This is a genomic window from Campylobacter vulpis (genome assembly GCF_014217995.1).
In the GTDB taxonomy this organism is placed as follows: Bacteria; Campylobacterota; Campylobacteria; order Campylobacterales; family Campylobacteraceae; genus Campylobacter_D; species Campylobacter_D vulpis.
The window spans coordinates 200160-221012 of record NZ_CP041617.1 but is presented as its reverse complement, the minus strand read 5'-3'; the positions used below and the strand labels follow the sequence as shown (position 1 = coordinate 221012).

The following is a 20853-nucleotide window of genomic DNA, read 5'->3' as shown; positions in this document are numbered from 1 at the left end:
AACCTTCAATTTAAAAATTTTTCAAAAAAACTCATAATTTTACCCACTTTATATGAATAATGCCTTTTAATTTTCAAAATTTCTATATTATTTTTATCCTCATCAAAACGCAAAAAATGAAATTTAACCTTATTTTTCGCAAATTCCCTCCACTCTCTTTCGCACTCCAAAGCACCCTTTTTAAGTTCTTTAAAAAGCCTTTTAAGTCCCCCAAAACTCTTATAATTTTGCAAGAAAATAAAACCAAGCTTATAAGCTTTTTCGTGCCTCACACACTCCGCCCCACTTAAAATATAACGCTCAAATTCCTCGTTCAAAACCTCAAGTTTTTGCCTTAAATTTAAAGGGTCTTTTTCCAAAAATAAACACGCCACCGCCCTATCCAAAAAAATAGGCATAAAATGCTCCCTAAATTCCCCCTCAAAGCCCTCAAACTCACTCATATACATCGCACTCAAAACCCAACTTTTAGCCCATTGCTGTGTTTTTAACGCCTCAAAATCCTCCCCCACAGCCAAATAAAGCTCATAAAGATAAGAATGCCTTGAAAGCTCCCTTTTTTCAGGGTTCATAGTAGAATTTGCACGCAGTCTATAATGATAAAGCTTTTTCTTACAAATGGCAATTTTTTTAGCCATCGAAAAAAGCAACACCCCAAAGCAATTATCCTCATAAATCGCTCCATTTACAAAGCGAAGTTTAATTTTTTGCAAGAATTTAAAGTCTATCATACCCTGCCAAGTCAGCCAAAACAAAGGCTTAGTTTTCGCTACTTCAAGCCATTTTTTAGCACTGATGATGCCCTCACTCAAATCAAAAAGCTCCATTTGACTTTTGGGAATTTTTTTTAGAGCAATTTCGCATAAAAAATCATAGTTAAACCACAGCACATCAGCGTCTTTAATGGCTTTTAAGCACTCACTCACAAAGCTTTTTTCAACTACATCATCGCTATCGACAAAGAGTAAATAATCTGTGTTTTTAAACTCAAATTCGGCATTTTGCCACGCTTTAAAACCCTCCCCAACAAACGCACACAGCCCCCCCTCATCGCCCTTAAAATCAAATTTTAATTTACTCTCTAAAAAGTCAAGTCCTAAATTCCTAGCCGTCGCTTGTCCGGCATTTTTCTGACTTAAAATGCAAATGCGACTATCTTTTTGTGCGAATTCTTTAGCTATATTTAAGCTTTTATCCGTGCTTTCATCGTCGATTAAGATGAATTGTATATTTTCATAATCTTGATTTACAAGGCTTTCTAAGCACTCTCTAAAATACTTTTCAACATTAAAAAACGGCACGATAATGGAAACATTTTTCATAAAAGGCTCTTTGATAAAAAACTAAATTCTAACACACTTTATTTAATTTACGCTACAATAATGCAAAAAAGGTGTCCTTTGCAAACCATATCTTCACTTTACACAGCACACTATGAGATTAAAAAATCGCTCTTCATAGCACATCTTAGCCCCTTTAATGAATTTAAAAATTTGCTTAGTGCCTTAAAAAAAGAGCATAGTAAAGCCGTGCATTTTGTATGGGCGTATCGCTTTTTAAATGAAAATCATCAAATCGTAGAGGATAAAAGCGATGATGGTGAGCCTAAAAACACTTCCGCGCTGCCTTGTCTTAATGTGCTAAGGGGCAAGGAGCTTGTTAATGTTAGTGTCATTGTAGTGCGATATTTTGGAGGCATTAAGCTTGGCACGGGAGGGCTTGTAAGAGCTTACGGCGAGGCGGTAAATTTGGCAGTAAAAGAAGCGATTTTAGAGCCTTTTGAGCTTAAAGAGGGGGTTGAATTTAGTCTTGATTTTAAAACTTCTTCCAAGATGGAGCATTTTTTAAAGAAAAATAATATCGCCTTTCAAAGGGAATTTAAGGAAACTCACATCATCTTTAAGCTTGAATTAAGTCAAAAAGAAAAAGCGGAATTTGAAAGCTTTTCAAAGACTTTCAGTCCGCAAGCTTTCAAGATCTTATCATAAACTTAGTCCCCGTGCGTTGGTAAATGCTCAGGCTCGATTTCGTTATTTTTGATAAATTCCTCTTTAGCCCTTTTGCAGTTTTCATCACGCATTTTGCGGTATTCGTTGCGGATAAGAATTTCCTTTTCGCTCAAAGGTCTATCCTCTAAAAAAGAAATGTGAAAATAGGTATCATCGCTCTTAGAATAGGCTTTATAAAAATCCACATAGTCAAAATAGTCCTTGCCATTGTCAAATTCCACCACCTCTTCTATATAAATGGTCGGTCCAAAGCCCTTATGATTTTGCGTTGAGTGTCCAAAACCTGCGCTGTATTGAATTCTAAATTTAGCCATTATTCTCTCCTAAAAATTCCTCATAAGTCCCGTGAAAATCACGCAACTTTCCTCCGTCTAAATGCCAAATGCGATTCGCAAAAGCACTCACTAGCTCCCTATCGTGCGTGATACAAAGCACCACCCCCTTAAAACGATACAAAGCCTCGCCCAAAGCAATAATGCTTTCTAAATCAAGATGATTATCAGGCTCGTCCAAAAGCAAGAAATTCCCCCGCTCTAGCATAAGGCGAGAGAGCATTAATCTGTGCTTCTCACCCCCACTTAAACTCCCCGCACTTTTTTCCTGCTCCGTGCCACTAAAAAGCATTCTACCTAAACACTTGCGAATTTCATCTAGGTCTTTAAATTTTTCACTCATCAGCCATTCGTAAAGTTTCAAATTTTCACAAATGATATTACTTGTATCCTGCGGAAAATAGCCAAGTTCTATGGTCGCACCCAAATGCACCAAGCCACTATCAGCCTTTAACGCCCCGGCGATGATTTTAGCCAAAGTGCTTTTACCCACGCCGTTTGCACCGATAAGGGCGATTTTATCCCCCTTTTCTATTTTAAGCTCCAAATTTGAAAACAAAGCCTTATCATAAGCCTTGCTAATGCCCTTAAATTCCAGCACCTCGTTCCCTATTTCACGCATAGGACGAAAGACTATGCTAGGGTCGCGTCTGCTTGAGATTTTAATCTCCTCTAACTCTAATTTTTCCAAAGCCTTCGCCCTAGATGTGGCTTGCTTTGCCTTTGAAGCATTTGCAGAAAAACGGCGTATGAAATTTTCTAGCTCCTCACGCTCTTTTAAAGTCTTATCACGCTTGAGTTCGGCTTGTTTTGCCAAAAGCGTAGAAGCCATATACCACTCATCATAATTACCCGCAAAATCGCGAATTTGTTTAAAATCCACATCTAAAATTCGCGTGCAAATTTTGTTTAAAAAATGCCTATCATGGCTAATGACTACAAGCGTTCCCTCGTGGCGTAAAAGCTCATTTTCAAGCCAAGAAATCGCCTCTAAGTCAAGGTTATTTGTCGGCTCGTCCAAAAAAAGCACATCAGCACCTAAAAACAGCACCTGTGCTAATAAAACCTTAAATTTATCCGCACTTTGCAAACTACTCATAAGTGCGTTAAAATCCTTGATTTTTAAAGAGCTTAAAATCTTCTCACACCTCGTTTCGCAGTCATAATTGGGGTCTTCTTCGGCTGTTATCATCTCAAGTTCCCCTAAACGCTCATTTATCTCATCTGTAAATTCCTCACTTAAATAAAGCTTTTCTTTTTCTTTTAAAGCCTCGTAAAGCCTTTTATTAGCACACATTACCGCATCTTTTATGGTGTAATTTTCAAAGGCGAATTGGTCTTGCCCTAAAACTGCCACTCTTAAGCCCTCATCAAAGCAAACTTCCCCACTACTTGCTTCAAGCTCTTTTGAGAGGATTTTTAAAAAGGTCGATTTACCCGCTCCATTTGCCCCGATAAGTCCATATCTCTGCCCTCTAACAAGCTTTAAATTCACATTTTCAAATAAAAGCTGATTTGCAAAACGCATAGTAAGATTTTTAACCTCAACCATAATTTTCCTTAGAATTTTTGAAGTATTGTAGCGAAAAGTTTTGAATGAAGAAGAAAGGTTTGAACTAAGTCAAACCTAAAAAAGCGTCATATTAGAGACAAGCTTTAATTGCCTCGTAAAGCTCTTTAGAAGTCTGTTCGATGTGTTGCTCCATTTTTTTGTGTAAAAATCCCCCATTTTCATCATAAAATTCACCTTTGGTTAGACTTTTAAATTCTCTAATCTTAGCTTGAGTATTTTGCTTTAAGCATTCTTTTATAAAATCGCAAGTTTTACCACTTGTGCGATGTGCCACTATAAAAACATCAAAGCACTCAATGCCTTGCTCTAAAGCTTCTTTGTTTAGCAACTCAAATTGATTTACAAGCTCTAAATCAACATCACCAACTGAGCAAAAAGCTACATATTTACCATCAAATTCCACTATGGCTACAAAATCGCCTTTTTCATAATATTTAAAATATTTCACTAAAACTTTATTTTCTAAAGTGTGTAAAAATGCACGAGAAATACTTGCAGTCTTTCCTGTGTTAGCTGCACCTTGAAGTGTAATTAACGCGTTAAATTTAATCATTGCTTTTTCCTTTTTCATCTTTATTTTTCAACAAAATAATTATAGCTGCATAATATTTAAAATTTTTTCATAATTTTGCCTTTTAGCCTTTTGATAAACTAAAAATAAATCAACCATCCACCAAACTACACCAACGATAAGAAAAAATAGTGCAAATCCCAAAAAAATTTCACTTCCTATAATTTCGCCCTCCTCTTCTAAATATATTCCAAGAAAAAAGCAAGTTAAACAAAGTATAAGACTAACAAAAACTCGTAAAAACGCTAAAAAATAATCTTTAACGATAAAGCGGTCTAAAGCTAACCATCCGCAACATACACAACCTGCGATGATGCTAGCTATCAATGGGGTTATAGGATTTATTAAAGGGCAGTATAAAAGAGCTTGCAGAACTCTTTTTTGCTTTTCTTCTGGCATATTTTCTAATATGGCGGAAAGGGTTAAAAAATCCCCCTCCGTTGTTTTATCCCTAATGCCAAGCAAAACTATTTTCTCATTCACGCAAATATCCTATTAGTGCATTTCTACATAAATTTGCTTATCATCTGTATAGCGCGCAGAATAATTAATCCACCTATCATATTTATACGGACGAGAATTGATTGTTCCGCTTATCTTCATTTGTGCTTTACAATGCTGAGTTTTAGCCTCCTTATCTGTCAATTCGCTCATAAATCCACCATAAGTAAATTTTAATTTCTTACGCTCCACTTCCGATACATTAGCAAGAAGCCCACTATCTAACATTATGTCAGTAAGAACATTTTGGACATCTTTATCTCCACATTTTGGAATTCCTCCACCGCAAGCACTCAAAAGCACAGCTATAAAACTAGCAAATAAAATTTTCACTAAATTTTTCATCTTTTCTCCTTTATTTTAAATTGTCAAAAACAGCACTAATTTTTTCGTAATTTTTCTTACGCAGTTTTTTACCCACTAAAAACATATCGACAATCCACCAAATCCAATTGGCAACCGTCAATAATCCATACAATAAACCCACAAAATCATTCATTGATGATGCGTAAAAGATACTAACCACCATAGCTAAAACCGTCAAGACTAAACGCACAAAACCCAAAATCATATCGCCTATCATAAAACGACCAACTCCTAAAGCTCCTAATAAAAAAGTCCCTACCCAAAATACTAAAGCTGGACTTTTGAGATTAAGAACAGATAGTTGCGTGATAGCATTTTTTTGACTCTCTTCGCTTAATTTTTCAAACTTATCTTTTAATGTTATAGAAGCTACTCCATCTCTTGGCAATTTATCGCCAATACTCATTAAAACCGTATTAAAATCCATAATTTCTCTCCTTTGTTAATTAAATATTAATCCGCACAAGAATAAATAATTTGTTCATCAAGACTCAATTGCAGAATTTTTGCTTGCAATTTTTGAATTTTTTGAGCATTACTTGGCGTAACAGCTCTTTCATTAAGCAATGCTCTTTCCTCATCACTCAAACGATTTAAAACGCTTTGTGCCATACAAATGCAATACTCCCTATACTCTATGCCACCAGCTTGTTGCTCACAACTATCTGCGTAAGACTTTAAAAATTCCTTACTTCCATTAGCAAAGATAACGCTTGTCAAAAATGCTAAAACTAAAAGAAACCGCATAAAAACTCCTTTCTTAAAAAAATGAAATGGAATTGTTCCACAATTTAACTTATAAAATATTGAAATATTAAATATATTTTTAATAAAACATTGATTATTTCAAGTGTTTTTAATAAAGAATTTTTAATGTAAAATCACCCCAAAGCATTTAAAATTTAAGGTAGCTTATGGCGAAAAAAAGCAAACGCGATATGGCGTATCATTTGGGTGTTGATGTTAGCACTTTATATAATTGGAGAAAATACAAGCCAAACCTTTATCGTATCGTAATGCTAGGCTTTAAATTTGATGAATTAGTAGAAACACATAAGAAAAATTACGAAGAGCTTTTAACGCTAGAACAAAGCATAGAAGAGGAGCTTGAAAAATTCCGCTAAGTCCTCATCATAGCCCCTAACATCACCTTAGCCTTGCAGTCCGCACAGCAATATAGGCTTTTAAGCTTGGCTTCATCGTTTGCAAATTTATCTCTCATCAAAGAGGCGATTTTCTCCACCGCTTTTTTAGTTGCAAATTCCTTTCCGCACTCCACGCAAGCAAAAAGCTCATCTTTAGCCAAAGTGCGAAAATCAAAATAACTCTTTTCAAGCCTTAGCCCACTTCGCTCAAGCTTTAAGGTATCCTTTTCCGCACAGCTTGCCTCGCAGTATCCGCAAGTTGTGCAAAGGCTAGGATTAAATTTCAGTGCGTTTTCCTTGCTATCTGCCACTAAAGCACCGACATTACAAGCACCCACGCAAGCAAGGCAAAGTGTGCAAGTATCGACATTTAACCTTAAATCCCCATAGCGAAGCCACTCCCCACTCTCCACCACGCCTAAATCCTCATCACCAATTAAATGCCTTAAACGCACGGCAAAATTTTCCCTATTTGTTTGGGTATGATTATGAAAAGAAAAGTTTAAACCCTCGATAAATTCAAGCTTTGTCAAAGCATTTTCAAGCTCTTTTTCATCACTTGCTATCAATATGGCTTTTTTACCAAATTTGCGTTCAAAAACTACATTTAAAAGCTCTATCGCCTCAGCACTCCCACGCGAAACAAAATCCGTATAAAAAACAAGATTAGCCCCACTAGCTTGAAGTAAGCTTAAAAAATGCAAATTTGAAAGCCATTTTTCTCCCTCTATCATAAAGGGCAAAACACCCTCACCAAGCCTTAAATTTAAATGCTCTAAAGGCATTTTTTTAGGGATAATGCAAATTTTACTCCCCGCTACAAAATCAAGCATTTTAAAAAAACTATCCCTATTCATCGGCGCATAATCAAGCGACCCGCTAGGACACACACTCACGCAACCTCCACAGCCAAGGCAGTCAATTTGCGAAAATTCCAAATGCCTCTCTTCATCGTCCTTTAAAATCGCCGTTGTAGGGCAAATTTCCGCACATTTAGCACAATGCTCACTGCGTCTTTCGTGGTATTGACAAACGCTAGAATTATAAGTGATGAAAGTTTTGAAACTATAATTTGGGCTTTTGCTTTGCAAAAAGTTTAAAAGCTCTTTTTCATCTTTAAAATTTGCTAAATTATAACAGCCACTTTGTCTTTTAAAATCCTGCCTCTCTTTTTCATACAGCAAAATATCAAAATCAAGCTCCACTTCCTCGCCCTCATTTTTAAGCACCGCACAAAGCTCCCCCACACTCCCAAACACGCTTAAAACTTCGCTTTCTTCAAGGCTTATTACTTTAAATCCCGCCTCTTTTAAAAAGCTTTCTCTTTTTTCATCTTTTTTAGCAATGATTAAAATGCGGTTTGCTATTTCTTTAGTATTTTCAAAGTCAAGTCCGTTTTCATAGACGCTTAGCCTCATTTCATAAAGCTTTAAAACAAGCTTGCTTTTTTGCAAAATGCTATCTTGGGAATTTTTGAGATAAAAATTAATTTCAGGGGCGTAAATTTCAGCCTTTTGGCGAGGATCATTTGTGATTAAAACCTCCTCTTTACTAGGTTTTTCTAAAAGAGTGATTTTATCATCTAGGGGTTGAATAAATTCGTTTTTAATATAAGTAAAATTAAGCATATTCTTTCCTTTTTAAAATTATATGTTAAAATAGGCTAATATTTTCTTAAGGCTTAAGATGAACGATTTTCAAAAATTCCCCCAAATTCAAACCCTGCTTGATGATGAGCGTTTAAAGAGCTTTCCTCACACCCTTAAGGCATATTTTGCTAAAAAAGTCGTAAAGCAGTGTAAGAAAAATAAGGAATTTTTAGATAAAAATGCCCTTATTTTAAGAATTTTAAATGCCCTTAAAGAGTATGAAAATAGGGACTTTAAAGCTCTTATCAACGCCACAGGCGTGGTAATTCATACAAATTTAGGTAGGAGTATTTTTGATGAAGAGCTTTTTAAAAGCTGTCAAAAAAGCCTTTGCTCTTATACAAATTTAGAATTTAATCTTAAAAGCGGAAAAAGAGGCTCAAGATATGATGCCGTGCTTGAAAAGCTTCAAATTCTTTTTGAATGCGAGGACGCTTTAATCGTTAATAATAACGCCGCCGCTGTTTTTTTGGTGTTAAATTCCTTAGCTTTTGGCAAAGAAGTGTTAAGCTCTAGGGGCGAATTAGTCGAAATCGGGGGAAATTTTAGAATCCCTGAAGTTATCAAAGCAGCAGGTGTAAGCTTAAAAGAGCTTGGCACGAGTAATAAAACTCATCTTAAAGACTACGAAAATGCCATCACAAAAGAAACAAAGCTCATTTTAAAAACGCATAAATCAAATTTCACGCTTAAGGGCTTTTGTGAGGAGGTTGGCATTAAGGATTTGGGAATTTTAGCGAAGAAAAAAAGACTCATTAGCTATTATGATTTAGGCTCTGGGTGGTGCGAAAAGCTACCTAAAAATTTAAGTTTTAACGAACCTGAGATTAAAAAGCTCGTGAAGCAATGCGACCTTTTAAGCTTTAGCGGAGATAAGCTTTTTGGCTCGGCACAAGCTGGTATTATACTTGGTAAAAAAAGGCTCATTGCAAAACTAAGGCAAAATCAACTCTTAAGAATGCTACGCATTGATAAACTTAGCCTTGTTTTTCTCAATGAAAGCTTAAAGGCGTATTTACAAAAAGAGTATGATAAAATCCCTACCTTAAAGCTTTTAAATGATGATTTAACGCACATTAGGGCAAAGGCTTTAAGGGTGCAAAAAGAGCTTAAATTTAAAAGCGAACTAAGGCAAAGTAAAGGTCTAGTTGGCGGAGGCTCACTACCTGATAAAATGCTTGAAAGTTTTGTTCTAAGCTTTAACGGAAACGCCCTTAAAATGCAAGAAAATTTAAGAAAACAAGGCATTATCGCAAGGGTGGAAAATAAAGCTTTGGTGCTTGATTTTAGAAGCATACAAGAAAGCGAGCTAGAAAGGCTAATAAAGCTCATCAATGAAATGGAGAATTTATGCTAATCATCGGCACAGCAGGACACATCGACCACGGCAAAACCTCACTCATTAAGGCACTTAACGGCTTTGAGGGCGACACGCTCAAAGAGGAGCAAGAAAGGCAAATTACGCTAAATCTTAGCTTTTCAAGCTTAGAAACAGAGGATAAAAAACTCTCTTTCATCGATACGCCCGGACACAAAGATTTGCTTAAAACAATGATAAGTGGGGCATTTGGCTTTAATGTTTGCTTGTTTGTTGTAGATATAAATGAGGGCTTAAAGGCACAAAGCTTGGAACATCTTAGCGTTTTGGAGCTTTTGGGTGTTAAGGATATTATTTTAGTGCTTAGTAAATGTGATTTGTGTGAGGATATGGAGGGCAAAACAAAGGACATTTTAAGGGGGCTTTCTTTTAAACCCTTAAAGATTTTCCACACTTCAACTCACACAAATTTAGGCATTAAAGAGCTTAAAGATTATCTTCTTAGCCTAGAGGAAAAAAACACAGATGAAAATTACATCTTTCGCTTTTATATCGATAGAATTTTTTCCTTAAAGGGTATAGGCACTATCGTTACAGGCTCTTTAAATGAGGGAGAAATCGCCCTTAAAGAAAAAATCATCTGCCTTGACACACAAAAAGAACTTATCATCAAAAATATACAAAATCACGATTCAAATTTAGATAAAATCAAAGCCCCAGCTAGGGTTGCACTGAGTCTAAACTGCGATTATAAAAGCTTACAAAAAGGCTTTTTGCTAAGCAAAAAAGGCTTTTTTAAACCCTTTTTACAAATCGAAGCTTATGTGAAAGCTCCAAATTTAAGTAATCAAAACTACATCTTTTGCGTTGGCACAAAACAGCTTGAAGCAAAAATTCATATCTTAAAAGACTTACAAAATGGGCAGTTTTTCGCACAAATTCGTTTTAAAAAGCCTATGTATTTATGCTTTGATGAGAAATTTATCTTGCTTGAAAATGGGCGTGTAAAAGGCGGTGGAGTCGTGCTAAATCCTGTGAATGAGCCGCTAAATAAAGAGCTAAAACTAAGGCTTTTAAATTTGCTTTACGATAAAGATTTTTCAAACGCCTTTAACTTGCTTAAAAACGCCCATAAAAAAGGCTTTGGTTTGCTTTCAAGCTATCAAAGATTTAAACTTAATCACAGCCAAGCCCTTGAAATAGCTAAAAATTTAAAAGAGGTTTTTGTCGATGAGAAAAACCTTAACATTTATGATTTAAGTTGTGTTGATTTGCTTAAAACGCACATTGATAAAATTTTAGAAAAAAACCCCTACGCTATGCTTTCAGCACACTCCCTAGCGCTAAGAAATGCGTGGGCGAGTGAGAGAATTTGTGCTTTTGCTTTAGAAAATATGTCTATTTTGGAATTTAAAAATGGGATATTTTTCAAAAAAGGCGTGGATTTTGAAAAACTACAAGAAAAAAATTCAAACGCTTTATATGAGAAAATCAAAGCTCAAGCTTTGCAAGTAGAAGCACCTTATAATCTTTATGAGAGCTTAGAGTTTGATAGAAAAAGCGGCGATCTTATGCTTAAAAAACTCACAAAAGAAGGCTTAGTCGTGCGTTTAGCACATAATCTTTTTGTCGATAAATCCGCCCTTTTAGCCTTTAAAGAACAAATGCTAAATTTATTAAAGGCTACTCCCCTTGATGTGCAAACGATGAAAGGCAAATTTAACTTTTCAAGAAAATATGCCATAGCCTACCTAGAATACCTCGACCTTGATGAAAACATCATAAAAAAAGATGAAAAACGCTTTTTAAAATCAAACATTTAAATTCTCACTCTATAATGTCAAAAACGAAAGGATACAAATGAAAAAAATTATAATATTAGCAAGTGCTTGTTTAAGCCTTTTTGCCGCGAGTGATAAAGAAATTTTAGACTTTTACTCTAGCAGTGTTAAAGCGCAATTTCCAGACGCAAAACTAAGCATAGTCAAAAGAGAGAAAGTTGCCGACACAGGCTTTGAAAGCATAGTGTTAAGCATAGAGGTGCAAGGTGCAAAGCAAGAAGAAGTGCTTTTCACAAAGGACAATTTAATCGTCCCTGACATCATCGACCTTAAGGCTAAAAGCTCTTACCGCCAAGAATTTGAAATCAAAAAATTCGAACAAGCGCGTGAAAATTTTGCCAAAAATGCCAAGAAAGAAGTGCAAAAAGAAAAAATGATTATCTCTTTAGGGGATAAAACCAAGCCTAGCATTTATGTTTTTTCTGACCCTGAATGTCCTTACTGCATAGAGCAGCTTAAAAGTATAGAAGAAGAGCTTAAAACCAAGCAAATCAACCTTATCCTAGCCCCTGTCGCACACGGAAAAAGTGCTTTTGAAAAGTCCGCCCTCATCTATAAAGAAAGCAAAAATGCCAAAACAGATGCGGAGAAAATTGCCATTTTAAGAAAGTATTTTAACCCAGAGCTTAAAAGCTACCCTAAAATAAGCGAAGCTGAAACAAAAGCCGTTTTTGAGCTTTATAGAAAATACCGCTCCTTAGGACTTGTCGCTACACCGACCATTATAGAATGAAAGCTTTTTTTAGCCTTTTTATAGCCTTGTTTTTGGTCTCTTGTGCCTCACAAGGCTTAATGCAAACTGCCCTTACAACAAATAATGAGGGCATTTTCATCAAAGCAAAAGAGGGCGAAAGCTTTAAAATCATCTTTCATAACGCCTCCTCCACACAAAGCGAACTTAGCGTTAAACTCTCACGAAGTCTTCAAAATTTAGGCTTGAAAGAGGTAAAAGAAAATCCAACCTATGAAATTTTACTCAACTACATCGACTTTAAAAAACGCTCTTACGCTCAAAGGGTCAGCACTTCAGCGGACTTTTTCTTTAATCTTGACCCCCTTGAAAGCAAAGGAGAATGGCTAGTGGAAAATTTTTACACCCTGCAAGTTAATCTTCAAATTCAAAGCCAAAATACCACACAAAAAACAAGTCTCTTAGCAAGAACAGCTTATTTAAGCGATAAAATTCGCTCCCAGCTTTCCTTAGAAGACAAGATTATTAAGCAAATCGTAGGCTTTTTTTATTTTGACTAGGCACACCCGCCACCCAAAATTCGCTTTTTGTTAAATTTTTGAAAAAAGCTATAAACTTTTTTTTAAACTAAACGATATAGTGGATAACAAGCTCAAGGATTAGAGCTTGAATTCATTTAAAAGGATTTAAAATGGGATTTCGTATTAACACAAATGTTGCGGCACTTAACGCTAAAGCTAACTCCGACCTTAATAGCAAAAGCTTAGATGCTTCTTTGGCAAGACTAAGTTCTGGTCTTAGGATTAACTCAGCAGCAGATGATGCTTCAGGGATGGCGATAGCGGATAGCTTACGCTCTCAAGCTTCTACTTTGGGACAAGCTATTAACAATGGTAACGATGCGCTTGGCATCTTGCAAACAGCAGACAAGGCTATGGACGAGCAGCTTAAAATCTTAGATACAATTAAGACTAAGGCAACTCAAGCAGCTCAAGATGGTCAAAGTCTTAAAACAAGAACAATGCTTCAAGCAGACATCAATAGACTTATGGAAGAGCTTGACAACATTGCTAATACAACTTCCTTTAACGGAAAGCAGCTATTAAGTGGTGGTTTTATCAATCAAGAGTTTCAAATAGGCTCTAGCTCAAACCAAACCATCAAAGCAACTATCGGTGCGACTCAAAGCTCTAAAATCGGTCTTACGAGATTTGAAACAGGTGCGCAAGTCATTAAAAGTGGCACGGCTCAAATGACCATTAAAAACTATAATGGTATTGACGATTTCAAATTTCAAGCGGTTAAAATCTCTACTTCCGTTGGAACTGGACTTGGTGCTTTAGCTGAAGAGATTAACAGAGTAGCTGATAGAACAGGTGTTCGTGCTAGCTTTAATGTCCAAACTGTAGGTGGTAGGACCGTTATGGCAGGCACAACAAATGACAATTTCGCAATTAATGGTGTAATTATCGGTAAAGTAGCATACGAAAATGGGGACAAAAACGGCTCCCTAATTGCCGCTATCAATGCTGTTAAAGATACTACAGGTGTTCAAGCAGCTTTAGATGAAGAAGGTAAGCTAGTGCTTACTTCAGCTGATGGTCGTGGGATTAAAATCACAGGTAGCATAGGTGCTGGTGCTGGTATAGCCATTAATATGATGGAAAACTATGGGCGTTTATCCTTAGTGAAAAATGATGGTAGAGATATAGCAATAGAGGGAACTGGCTTTGGCTTTGAACACGATAAGCTTGTCTCTCAATCTTCTGTTTCTTTAAGAGAGACTAAGGGGCAAATTTCTAAAGATTTGGCTGAAGCTATGGGCTTTAACTCTGTGGAAAGACTAGGAAGTATCCAAGTAGGCGTTAGTTCTCTTACGGTGCTTGCAGGAACAGGTATGAGTACTATAACAACTCTTGTCAATAGTGGTGGTAGTGGTTTTTCTATATGGGTAACTTCTAAAATTTCAAATGTTGGACTAATGGTTGATATAGGACCTGGACTTGGACAGCTCTCCACCATATCATTCTCTGCTATGGGTGTAAGCGGTCTTTCAGCTCTTGCTTTCTCAACTGTTTATACTGTGGCTGTAAATGCAATCTCGAGTGTTAGAGGCGATCTTTTAATTGGTTCGGCTCAAGCAAATGGTCTTAGTGTAGTTTTATCTAATCTTGGCGTTGTAAGAGAAACGACTAAGGCTGAAAATATCGGTCAAGTGCAAACCGCAGGTGTAACCACACTCAAAGGTGCTATGGCTGTAATGGATGTGGCTGAAAGTGCTATCATCAACCTAGACCAAATCCGTGCGGACATCGGTTCTGTGCAAAATCAAATCTCAGCAACCATCAACAACATTACCGTAACTCAGGTTAATGTCAAAGCTGCTGAATCAAATATCCGCGATGTGGATTTTGCAAGTGAAAGTGCAAACTACTCTAAAGCAAATATCCTAGCTCAAAGTGGAGCTTACGCGATGGCTCAAGCAAACGCTAGCCAGCAAAATGTTCTAAGACTACTTCAGTAATCATACTCTAGTGGCTTAAACTTTCTTAGCTCTCGCTTCGTGCGGGAGCTTTTTTTATGAATAAATTAATAATGTTTAAAAGATTATTAAATATCATAGCTTTAAGTGCTTTATTAGCAAATTTTGCTTTTGCAAATGATCTTCTTGCTAAGCTAAGTAATGATGCGGTGAGTGATAACAGCGTAGGAGTAAAAATTCTTAGCCTTGATGAGATGAAAGAGGTTAGGGGTGGGTATGTGGTTTCATTACAAATTGGAAGTGGCTGGGGCAATGCTAATGAAATGTATGCGGTGGCTTTATACAGCGGAGAAGAATTTTCAAAAGGTCTATGTCCTTTAGGACAAACAACCTGTAATAATCACAATAAAACAATGCTTACAGCTTTCAATCAAGTGGTTAATCAAAAATACGGTGAATATGGGCTATTTCCCGTTTATACCATTAAAAGACAGGTAAAAGTTTCAAATTTAGGAAAACCTTATGTATTTTTTACTTACGGAACGGGTGCTTTAGACGCAAATATGATGCTTTACAAATTTGATGCCGTAACTTCTGGCTCCCATTTAAATTATAATGCCCTCATCAAGGATATTGCAAAAAATTATAAAGCATATATGGAAAATCAACTTGGTGGCTGGAGTGTAAGGTAAAAATGATTAATAGTATAAGCCCTTATCCAAATAATCACGCAAATGCTTTTAATAACACATCAAACGCAAAATTATCAAGCACCACATCAAGTTTGATTAGCGATAAAACTCAAGCGGTAGATAAAATTTTAGGCTATGGCGTGGATAAAGAGGGCTTTTTTACAAGTGATTTTAATGAAGCAGCAGGATTGCCAAAGGATTATAAGATTTATGCTAAAGATATGGAAAGCTTTGTAAGATGGGAGACTGGAGATGGATATTTTTATGCAACTCACACTTCCATAGATATTGCCAAAACCATAGGTAATGCTTATAAAGTATTCTCACAACTTATACCGCAAACTTCAAATTCCACCTTTTCTCAAGAAGAATTAGCAAACATACCTTATGCTTTTATCTTAGATAAAAATCTCAACATCACTCAAACTTTCACTAAAGATGAATATGAAAAAATAACTTTCGCACAAGATAGAATTAATTTGACTTTTAACACTTTTTCTAATTATGGATTTGACAAAATTGACATTAATAATATTTTTAGCAACAATAATGGCGATGTTGTTTTAAATAAAAATGCCTATATTGAAAATGGTAATGCAAATAAGGGCGGAGTTTTAATGGCTCTTTTGAATTCTCAGCTCTATGGTGCGACAATGTATTTTTTAGAAGGCGATACAAAATTATTTGGAAAAATATTAAACGATAAAAATATCAGCGATTTAGAGCGTAAAGATTTTCAAAATTTTATGAATATTAATAAAACACAAAGTGCTTTTTTAGCCTCAAGTAATCCTAATGACTGGAACCCTTTTGAAGAGCGGTTGTCGATGAAGCTTTTTATTCAGCGTGCTAATATTACAGGAAATGCTGAATTATCCAAACTTGCAACAAGCTTAGATGAAGAATATCAAATGATGATTAACTCTAATATAAGCTTAAATGAATTTAAAAACACATATTTAGATTTTAAAAAAAGACACGATGAATTTGTAAATCTCTTAAAAGCAGAAGAGAAAATGCGAGGAATTAATAATATTGATTTAACAAAAATGATTAAAAGCGATCAAACAAAAAAAACAAAAAATCCCCGCACCCCCATACAAAGCGAAAGTCAAAACAAAGAAACCTATAAAGATGACAATGCTAAAAACGAGCTTTTAAAAAAATTATTAGAAAATAAATTTGGTAAAAGTGAAGAATTAGAACTTCTTTTTGGGATTAAATTTAGTGATGATAAAACAGGAGAATTTAGCAAAATTCTTTCTAAAAACACTCTAAAAAGTGTGGATATAAAGGCGTGAGATCTATGTTTTTTCTTAATATAAACTTTTTAATTTTAAAATGATTTCATATTTAAAAATACACAAAAATTCCTATTCGAAATTTTTTTATTTATATAATGATAATAGCTATTAAAAAATTTATCAAATTATAAGTTTTTAAAAAATACAATACGCTTTTAATTTTTAAAATGAAATTATTTATCATTTTTAAAAGGAGTAAAAATGCGAAAAATTTTTAAAGTTGCATTGTTTATAATGCTAATTTCTTCTTTTAGTTTTTCTAAAGAAGTGATTCTTAAAGATGTTTTAGATAGGGAAGTGAAGCTCAATCTGCCTGTCAAACGCATAGCTTTGGGTTTTTATTATACGGATTTTTTAGCTGTTGGCGGAGTGAAAGCCCTGGATAAGGTTGTGGGATTTTCTAAAGCAGTTTGGACGGATTGGACTCCTGCAAGTTGGGAGCTTTATAGTAAAACTTTACCGAAATTAAATTCCATTGCAGATTTTGGTGAGGTTGAAGTAGGAACCTTTTCCGTAGAAAAAGTGCTTTCCTTAAAGCCTGATTTACTTATCTTAGCGGCGTGGCAATATCAAGTTTTAGAATTTGATTTAGAGCCTATTATAGAGGCAAATATCCCCATCATCGTGCTAGATTATAATAAGGAAAAAGTCGAACTTCACGCCAAAAGCACGGAACTTTTAGGGGTAATTACAGGAGAAGAAAAAAGAGCTAAAGAGCTTGTTGATTTTTACAAAAATACCGCAAATGAAGTTGCTAGCAGAATAGAAAAGGCACAACTTCCTAAGCCCAAAATTTACATAGAATTTGGCAATAAAGGTCCTAATGAAACAGGCTTTACCTATGGAAAGGATATGTGGGGAGCTTTGATTGACTTAGCAGGAGGTGAAAATATCGCCGCTCCTTTTGTTAAACAATGGGCGCCTATTAATCCTGAGCAAGTTCTCATCTCAAAACCCGATGTCATTATGATAGCAGGACGCGAAACGGAACTTAAGAAAAATCAAGAAGCGATGGTTATGGGCTTTAATATCGATGAAAAAGAAGCGTTAAAAAGACTAGAGGCGTATAAAAATAGACCGGGTTGGAGTGCATTACCCGCCATAAAGGATAATAGACTTTATGGGCTTTATATGGGTGCTTCAAGGACCTTAGCTGATGCTGCAATGATACAATACATCGCTAAAGCTTTGTATCCAAGCTTGTTTGAGGACATTGACCCAATTCAAACCTATATCAATTTTCACAAAAACTATCTCCCCGTTATACCTGAAGGGACTTTTGGGATACAAGCAAAATGATAGAAGAAAGCTTAAAAGCACATAGAAAAAGGGAGCTAAAACGCCTATTTATCATACTTATATTTATGGGCGTGGCTTTCATCTCTTTAATTTTTGACATCGCCACAGGTCCCTCACTACTCGCCCCTAAAGAAGTTTTAAACGCACTTTTATCGCCTTTTTCTTCAAAAGAAATCGACCAAACAACCTTAAGTATAGTCTATGATTTAAGACTTCCTATGGCTTTGATGGCTTTGGTTGTGGGAGCAGCTTTAGGTATAGGCGGAGCTGAAATTCAAACTTTACTCAATAATCCTATGGCAAGCCCCTACACTCTAGGACTTGCGGCGGCTAGTGGCTTTGGGGCGTCTTTGGTGATAGCCTTTGGGAGTTTTGGCTTGCCTCTTATCACAGCTGTTCCTGTGGGAGCGTTTTTAATGACGATGTTAGCTGCCTCTGTGCTTTTTGGTTTTGCAAGTTTTAAGAGATTTGACTCAGCTATGCTTGTTTTGGTAGGAATTTCTTTACTTTTTTTATTTCAATCTTTTCTCTCTTTGGTGCAGTATCTTTCTGCTCCTGAAATTTCACAACAAATTCTTTTTTGGCTTTTTGGCTCTTTGCTAAAGTCAAATTGGACAAATTTGCCCATCGTTAGCATAGTAACTCTCATTTGCGTTTTGTTTTTGCTACGTGATTCTTGGGCTTTAACCGCACTTAAATTAGGCGAGGCAAGGGCTAAGAGTATGGGGATTAACCTCAACTTCCTACGCTTTAAAACCCTTGTTTTAGTGTCCATTATGACCGCTACGGCGATAAGCTTTGTTGGTGTTATAGGTTTTATCGGGCTTGTCGCACCGCATATTGCTAGAATGTTGGTTGGAGAGGATCAGAGATTTTTCCTACCGAGTGCTATGTTTGTGGGAGCGGCGTTTTTATCCATCGCTTCGGTTTTATCTAAGGTCATTATCCCAGGGGCTTTATTTCCTGTTGGCATCATCACTTCTTTAATTGGTGTGCCTTTCTTTTTTTGGATTATTTTCTCAAGGAAAAGCTATGCTAAAGCTTGAAAATTTCAGTGTGCATCGCAAAGATTTATGCGTTGTAAATCAAATCAATCTAAATCTTGCAAGAGGTAAAATTTACGCTATCTTAGGCGCAAATGGAGCGGGAAAATCTTCGCTTTTAGGAGCTATTTTTGGAGACTTTAAAAGCGGAGGAAAAATCAAATTTGAAGATAAGGAGCTAAATAAAAAACTCATAGGCTATATGCCGCAGGATAATTATATTGAGGCGAGTTTAACCGCTCTTGAAGTTGTTTTGCTTGGACTTGGAAATCAATTAGGAATGTATTTAAGCGATATGCAAATCAAAAAAGCCGCAAAAATTATGGAAGAACTTGGCATTTTGCACCTAGCACAAAGGGACATCAACACACTTTCAGGCGGTCAAAGACAAATGGTAAATTTTGCCTCTGTGCTTTTGAAAGAGCCGCAAATTTTACTCCTTGATGAGCCTGTTTCGGCTTTAGACTTGCATCATCAGTGCGTTTTGTTAGAAAATGTCAAAAAGCACACAAAAGAGCAAAATTTACTTACCCTTGTGATTTTGCACGATTTATCCCTTGCGTCGCAGTTTGCTGATGAGCTTATTATCTTACACGAAGCTAAAATTAAGGCTAAGGATAAGCCCGAAAATGTGCTAAATAAGGACTTGCTAAAAGAGGTGTATCGCATTGATGCAGATATTTTTTATTGTGAGCGAGGTTTGCCTTGTGTTTTGGCTAAGGCAGCCGCTAAAGAATTGAAAGGAAAATATAATGAAATTTGTAGTTAAAATAGTGCTTTTAGGGCTTTTTATGATGAGTTTAGAAGCGAAAAATTATGAAGTGAAAATGCTTGATCTTGATAGCGAAAATCAAACGATGATTTTTGAACCAGCCGTCTTACACATAGAAGTGGGCGATAGTGTAACTTTTATCCCAACCCACAAAAGCCACTGGGCTAAAAGTATCATCGTGCCTGAGGGCGCTAGCAAATTTGAAAGCAAGCTTGATGAAAAAGCAACTTTTACATTTGAAAAAGAGGGCGTTTATCTTTATGAGTGTCCGCCACATAGAATGATGAATATGGTAGGACTCATACAAGTAGGAAAGGCACAGAATTTAGACAAAATCAAAAACGCCGTTCCTAAACTTGAAAAAAGAGTGGTAACTAATCAAGGACGCCTTGAAGCTTATGTCAAAGAGCTAAAATAATGCTCCTCATCGCCACCTGCAAGGCTTATAAAGAGGGTAATAAAGCCTTAAAAAATTTGCAAAAAAGCTTAGAAAATTTGCATTTTGAGTGTGAATTAAAAGCTTGGCAAGAAATTGATGTAAAAAATTTAGCCTCAAATACCCTCATCTTACCCCTTGCCGTGTGGGATTATAGCTTAGAATATGCGAATTTTTTACATTTTTTAAACGCACTTGAAAAGGCGAAAATTAGCATTTTAAATCCTAGTGAAATTTTAAAAGCAAACGCTGATAAAAGCTATCTTAAAAGCTTAGAAAAAGCAAATTTACCCATTATCCCTAGCGTGATTTTTAAGCAAGATGAGGATTTTAATCTTAGTCAAATTCCTTTTGAAAAAGCCGTAATTAAACCCTTAGTCGGGCAAAGTGGAAATGGAGTGCGTTTTTTAGAGCAAAAAACACCCACTAAAGCAGAATTTCCCCACGGCGCACTTATTCAACCCTTTATCGAAAGTGTGGAGGAGCTGGGGGAGTTTTGCCTTATCTTTTTTGGGGGGAAATTTGCTTATGCTATCCATAGACAAACACAAAAGGACTGGAGAGCAAATTCAAATTATGGTGTTAAAATATCTCCGCTTAAAAATCCTCACAAAGCCTACATTAACTTAGCTTTAAAAGCTTTAAAAGCCCTTAATAGCTCAAATTTACTCTACGCTAGAGTGGATTTACTTCCACAAAAAAACGGCGATGCTTTCATCAATGAAGTTGAGCTTATAGAGCCTAGCTTGTATTTTGATTTTTGCGAAAATTCCCTTGATGAATTTATAAAAAATTTACTTCCTTTTTATCAAAAAGCTAATTGTTAGCC

General features: G+C 35.9%; 23 protein-coding genes. 14 read left to right on the top strand and 9 right to left on the bottom strand.

All coding sequences use genetic code 11. The features are described 5' to 3' along the window. Window positions 1-5: 5 nt before the first annotated feature. Window positions 6-1322 (bottom strand): glycosyltransferase family 2 protein, encoded by a 1317-nt coding sequence (locus CVULP_RS01165; protein ID WP_099507560.1) that lies wholly within the window; start codon window positions 1320-1322, stop codon window positions 6-8. A gap of 78 nt (window positions 1323-1400) precedes the next feature. Between CVULP_RS01165 and CVULP_RS01160 the strand changes: the two genes are divergently transcribed. Beyond that, on the top strand, window positions 1401-1988 hold the full coding sequence (locus tag CVULP_RS01160; protein WP_099507559.1) for an IMPACT family protein: 588 nt from the start codon (window positions 1401-1403) through the stop codon (window positions 1986-1988). A 2-nt stretch (window positions 1989-1990) separates the two neighbouring features. On the opposite strand, the gene CVULP_RS01155 is transcribed toward CVULP_RS01160, so the two are convergent. The 7 genes from CVULP_RS01155 to CVULP_RS01125 all read right to left on the bottom strand — a co-directional run bounded on the left by CVULP_RS01155 (window position 1991) and on the right by CVULP_RS01125 (window position 6099). Beyond that, window positions 1991-2326 carry a hypothetical protein gene (locus tag CVULP_RS01155; protein ID WP_099460962.1) on the bottom strand — a complete coding sequence of 112 codons (336 nt, stop codon included), beginning with the start codon at window positions 2324-2326 and terminating at the stop codon, window positions 1991-1993. Next, the gene (locus CVULP_RS01150) at window positions 2316-3893 is read right to left on the bottom strand and encodes an ABC-F family ATP-binding cassette domain-containing protein (protein ID WP_099507558.1); all 1578 of its coding nucleotides are present in this window, start codon (window positions 3891-3893) and stop codon (window positions 2316-2318) included. The genes CVULP_RS01155 and CVULP_RS01150 overlap by 11 nt, the downstream gene beginning before the upstream one ends. A 91-nt stretch (window positions 3894-3984) precedes the next feature. Next, window positions 3985-4467, bottom strand: a complete 483-nt coding sequence (locus CVULP_RS01145) for a hypothetical protein (RefSeq protein WP_099507557.1) — start codon at window positions 4465-4467, stop codon at window positions 3985-3987. Between the two features lie 39 nt (window positions 4468-4506). Further along, window positions 4507-4968, bottom strand: coding sequence for a hypothetical protein (locus tag CVULP_RS01140; protein ID WP_252195515.1), 462 nt, complete (start codon window positions 4966-4968; stop codon window positions 4507-4509). Between the two features lie 12 nt (window positions 4969-4980). Continuing rightward, complete coding sequence (locus CVULP_RS01135; RefSeq protein WP_099507556.1) at window positions 4981-5331, bottom strand: hypothetical protein; 351 nt, start codon at window positions 5329-5331, stop codon at window positions 4981-4983. A gap of 10 nt (window positions 5332-5341) precedes the next feature. Beyond that, a complete protein-coding gene (locus tag CVULP_RS01130; protein ID WP_099507555.1) occupies window positions 5342-5779 on the bottom strand; it encodes a hypothetical protein in 438 nt (145 codons plus the stop codon). Window positions 5780-5805: 26 nt separating this feature from the next. Continuing rightward, window positions 5806-6099 carry a hypothetical protein gene (locus CVULP_RS01125; RefSeq protein ID WP_099507554.1) on the bottom strand — a complete coding sequence of 98 codons (294 nt, stop codon included), beginning with the start codon at window positions 6097-6099 and terminating at the stop codon, window positions 5806-5808. A gap of 167 nt (window positions 6100-6266) precedes the next feature. On the opposite strand from CVULP_RS01125, the gene CVULP_RS01120 reads away from it, so the two are divergent. Further along, window positions 6267-6476, top strand: coding sequence for a transcriptional regulator (locus CVULP_RS01120; RefSeq protein WP_099507553.1), 210 nt, complete (start codon window positions 6267-6269; stop codon window positions 6474-6476). Here CVULP_RS01120 and CVULP_RS01115 read toward each other — a convergent pair. Continuing rightward, entirely contained in the window at window positions 6473-8125 is a 1653-nt protein-coding gene (locus CVULP_RS01115; protein WP_099507552.1) for a 4Fe-4S dicluster domain-containing protein, read from the bottom strand. The genes CVULP_RS01120 and CVULP_RS01115 overlap by 4 nt on opposite strands. Before the next feature lie 58 nt (window positions 8126-8183). On the opposite strand from CVULP_RS01115, the gene selA reads away from it, so the two are divergent. The 12 genes from selA to CVULP_RS01055 all read left to right on the top strand — a co-directional run bounded on the left by selA (window position 8184) and on the right by CVULP_RS01055 (window position 20851). After that, window positions 8184-9503 (top strand): L-seryl-tRNA(Sec) selenium transferase, encoded by a 1320-nt coding sequence (gene selA / locus CVULP_RS01110; protein WP_099507551.1) that lies wholly within the window; start codon window positions 8184-8186, stop codon window positions 9501-9503. Then, window positions 9497-11287, top strand: coding sequence for a selenocysteine-specific translation elongation factor (gene selB / locus CVULP_RS01105; RefSeq protein ID WP_099507550.1), 1791 nt, complete (start codon window positions 9497-9499; stop codon window positions 11285-11287). Before selA ends, selB begins: the two co-directional genes overlap by 7 nt. Window positions 11288-11324: 37 nt before the next feature. Beyond that, on the top strand, window positions 11325-12038 hold the full coding sequence (locus CVULP_RS01100) for a bifunctional thiol oxidoreductase (protein WP_099507549.1): 714 nt from the start codon (window positions 11325-11327) through the stop codon (window positions 12036-12038). Continuing rightward, on the top strand, window positions 12035-12556 hold the full coding sequence (locus CVULP_RS01095; RefSeq protein WP_099507548.1) for a cupredoxin domain-containing protein: 522 nt from the start codon (window positions 12035-12037) through the stop codon (window positions 12554-12556). The genes CVULP_RS01100 and CVULP_RS01095 overlap by 4 nt, the downstream gene beginning before the upstream one ends. A 131-nt stretch (window positions 12557-12687) precedes the next feature. Further along, complete coding sequence (locus tag CVULP_RS01090) at window positions 12688-14520, top strand: flagellin (RefSeq protein WP_265415678.1); 1833 nt, start codon at window positions 12688-12690, stop codon at window positions 14518-14520. Between the two features lie 56 nt (window positions 14521-14576). Next, a complete protein-coding gene (locus CVULP_RS01085) occupies window positions 14577-15170 on the top strand; it encodes a bacteriocin (RefSeq protein WP_308216810.1) in 594 nt (197 codons plus the stop codon). Between the two features lie 2 nt (window positions 15171-15172). After that, window positions 15173-16471: a Cj0814 family flagellar-dependent secreted protein gene (locus tag CVULP_RS01080; RefSeq protein ID WP_213276795.1), complete on the top strand. Its 1299-nt coding sequence runs from the start codon at window positions 15173-15175 to the stop codon at window positions 16469-16471. Between the two features lie 204 nt (window positions 16472-16675). After that, window positions 16676-17773 (top strand): ABC transporter substrate-binding protein, encoded by a 1098-nt coding sequence (locus CVULP_RS01075; RefSeq protein WP_099507901.1) that lies wholly within the window; start codon window positions 16676-16678, stop codon window positions 17771-17773. Beyond that, window positions 17770-18819, top strand: coding sequence for a FecCD family ABC transporter permease (locus tag CVULP_RS01070; RefSeq protein ID WP_099462637.1), 1050 nt, complete (start codon window positions 17770-17772; stop codon window positions 18817-18819). The genes CVULP_RS01075 and CVULP_RS01070 overlap by 4 nt, the downstream gene beginning before the upstream one ends. Further along, the gene (locus CVULP_RS01065; RefSeq protein ID WP_099507899.1) at window positions 18806-19585 is read left to right on the top strand and encodes an ABC transporter ATP-binding protein; all 780 of its coding nucleotides are present in this window, start codon (window positions 18806-18808) and stop codon (window positions 19583-19585) included. The genes CVULP_RS01070 and CVULP_RS01065 overlap by 14 nt, the downstream gene beginning before the upstream one ends. Then, window positions 19569-20006 (top strand): pseudoazurin, encoded by a 438-nt coding sequence (locus CVULP_RS01060; RefSeq protein ID WP_099507897.1) that lies wholly within the window; start codon window positions 19569-19571, stop codon window positions 20004-20006. The genes CVULP_RS01065 and CVULP_RS01060 overlap by 17 nt, the downstream gene beginning before the upstream one ends. Further along, window positions 20006-20851 (top strand): ATP-grasp domain-containing protein, encoded by an 846-nt coding sequence (locus tag CVULP_RS01055; RefSeq protein ID WP_099507895.1) that lies wholly within the window; start codon window positions 20006-20008, stop codon window positions 20849-20851. The genes CVULP_RS01060 and CVULP_RS01055 overlap by 1 nt, the downstream gene beginning before the upstream one ends. Window positions 20852-20853: the final 2 nt, after the last annotated feature.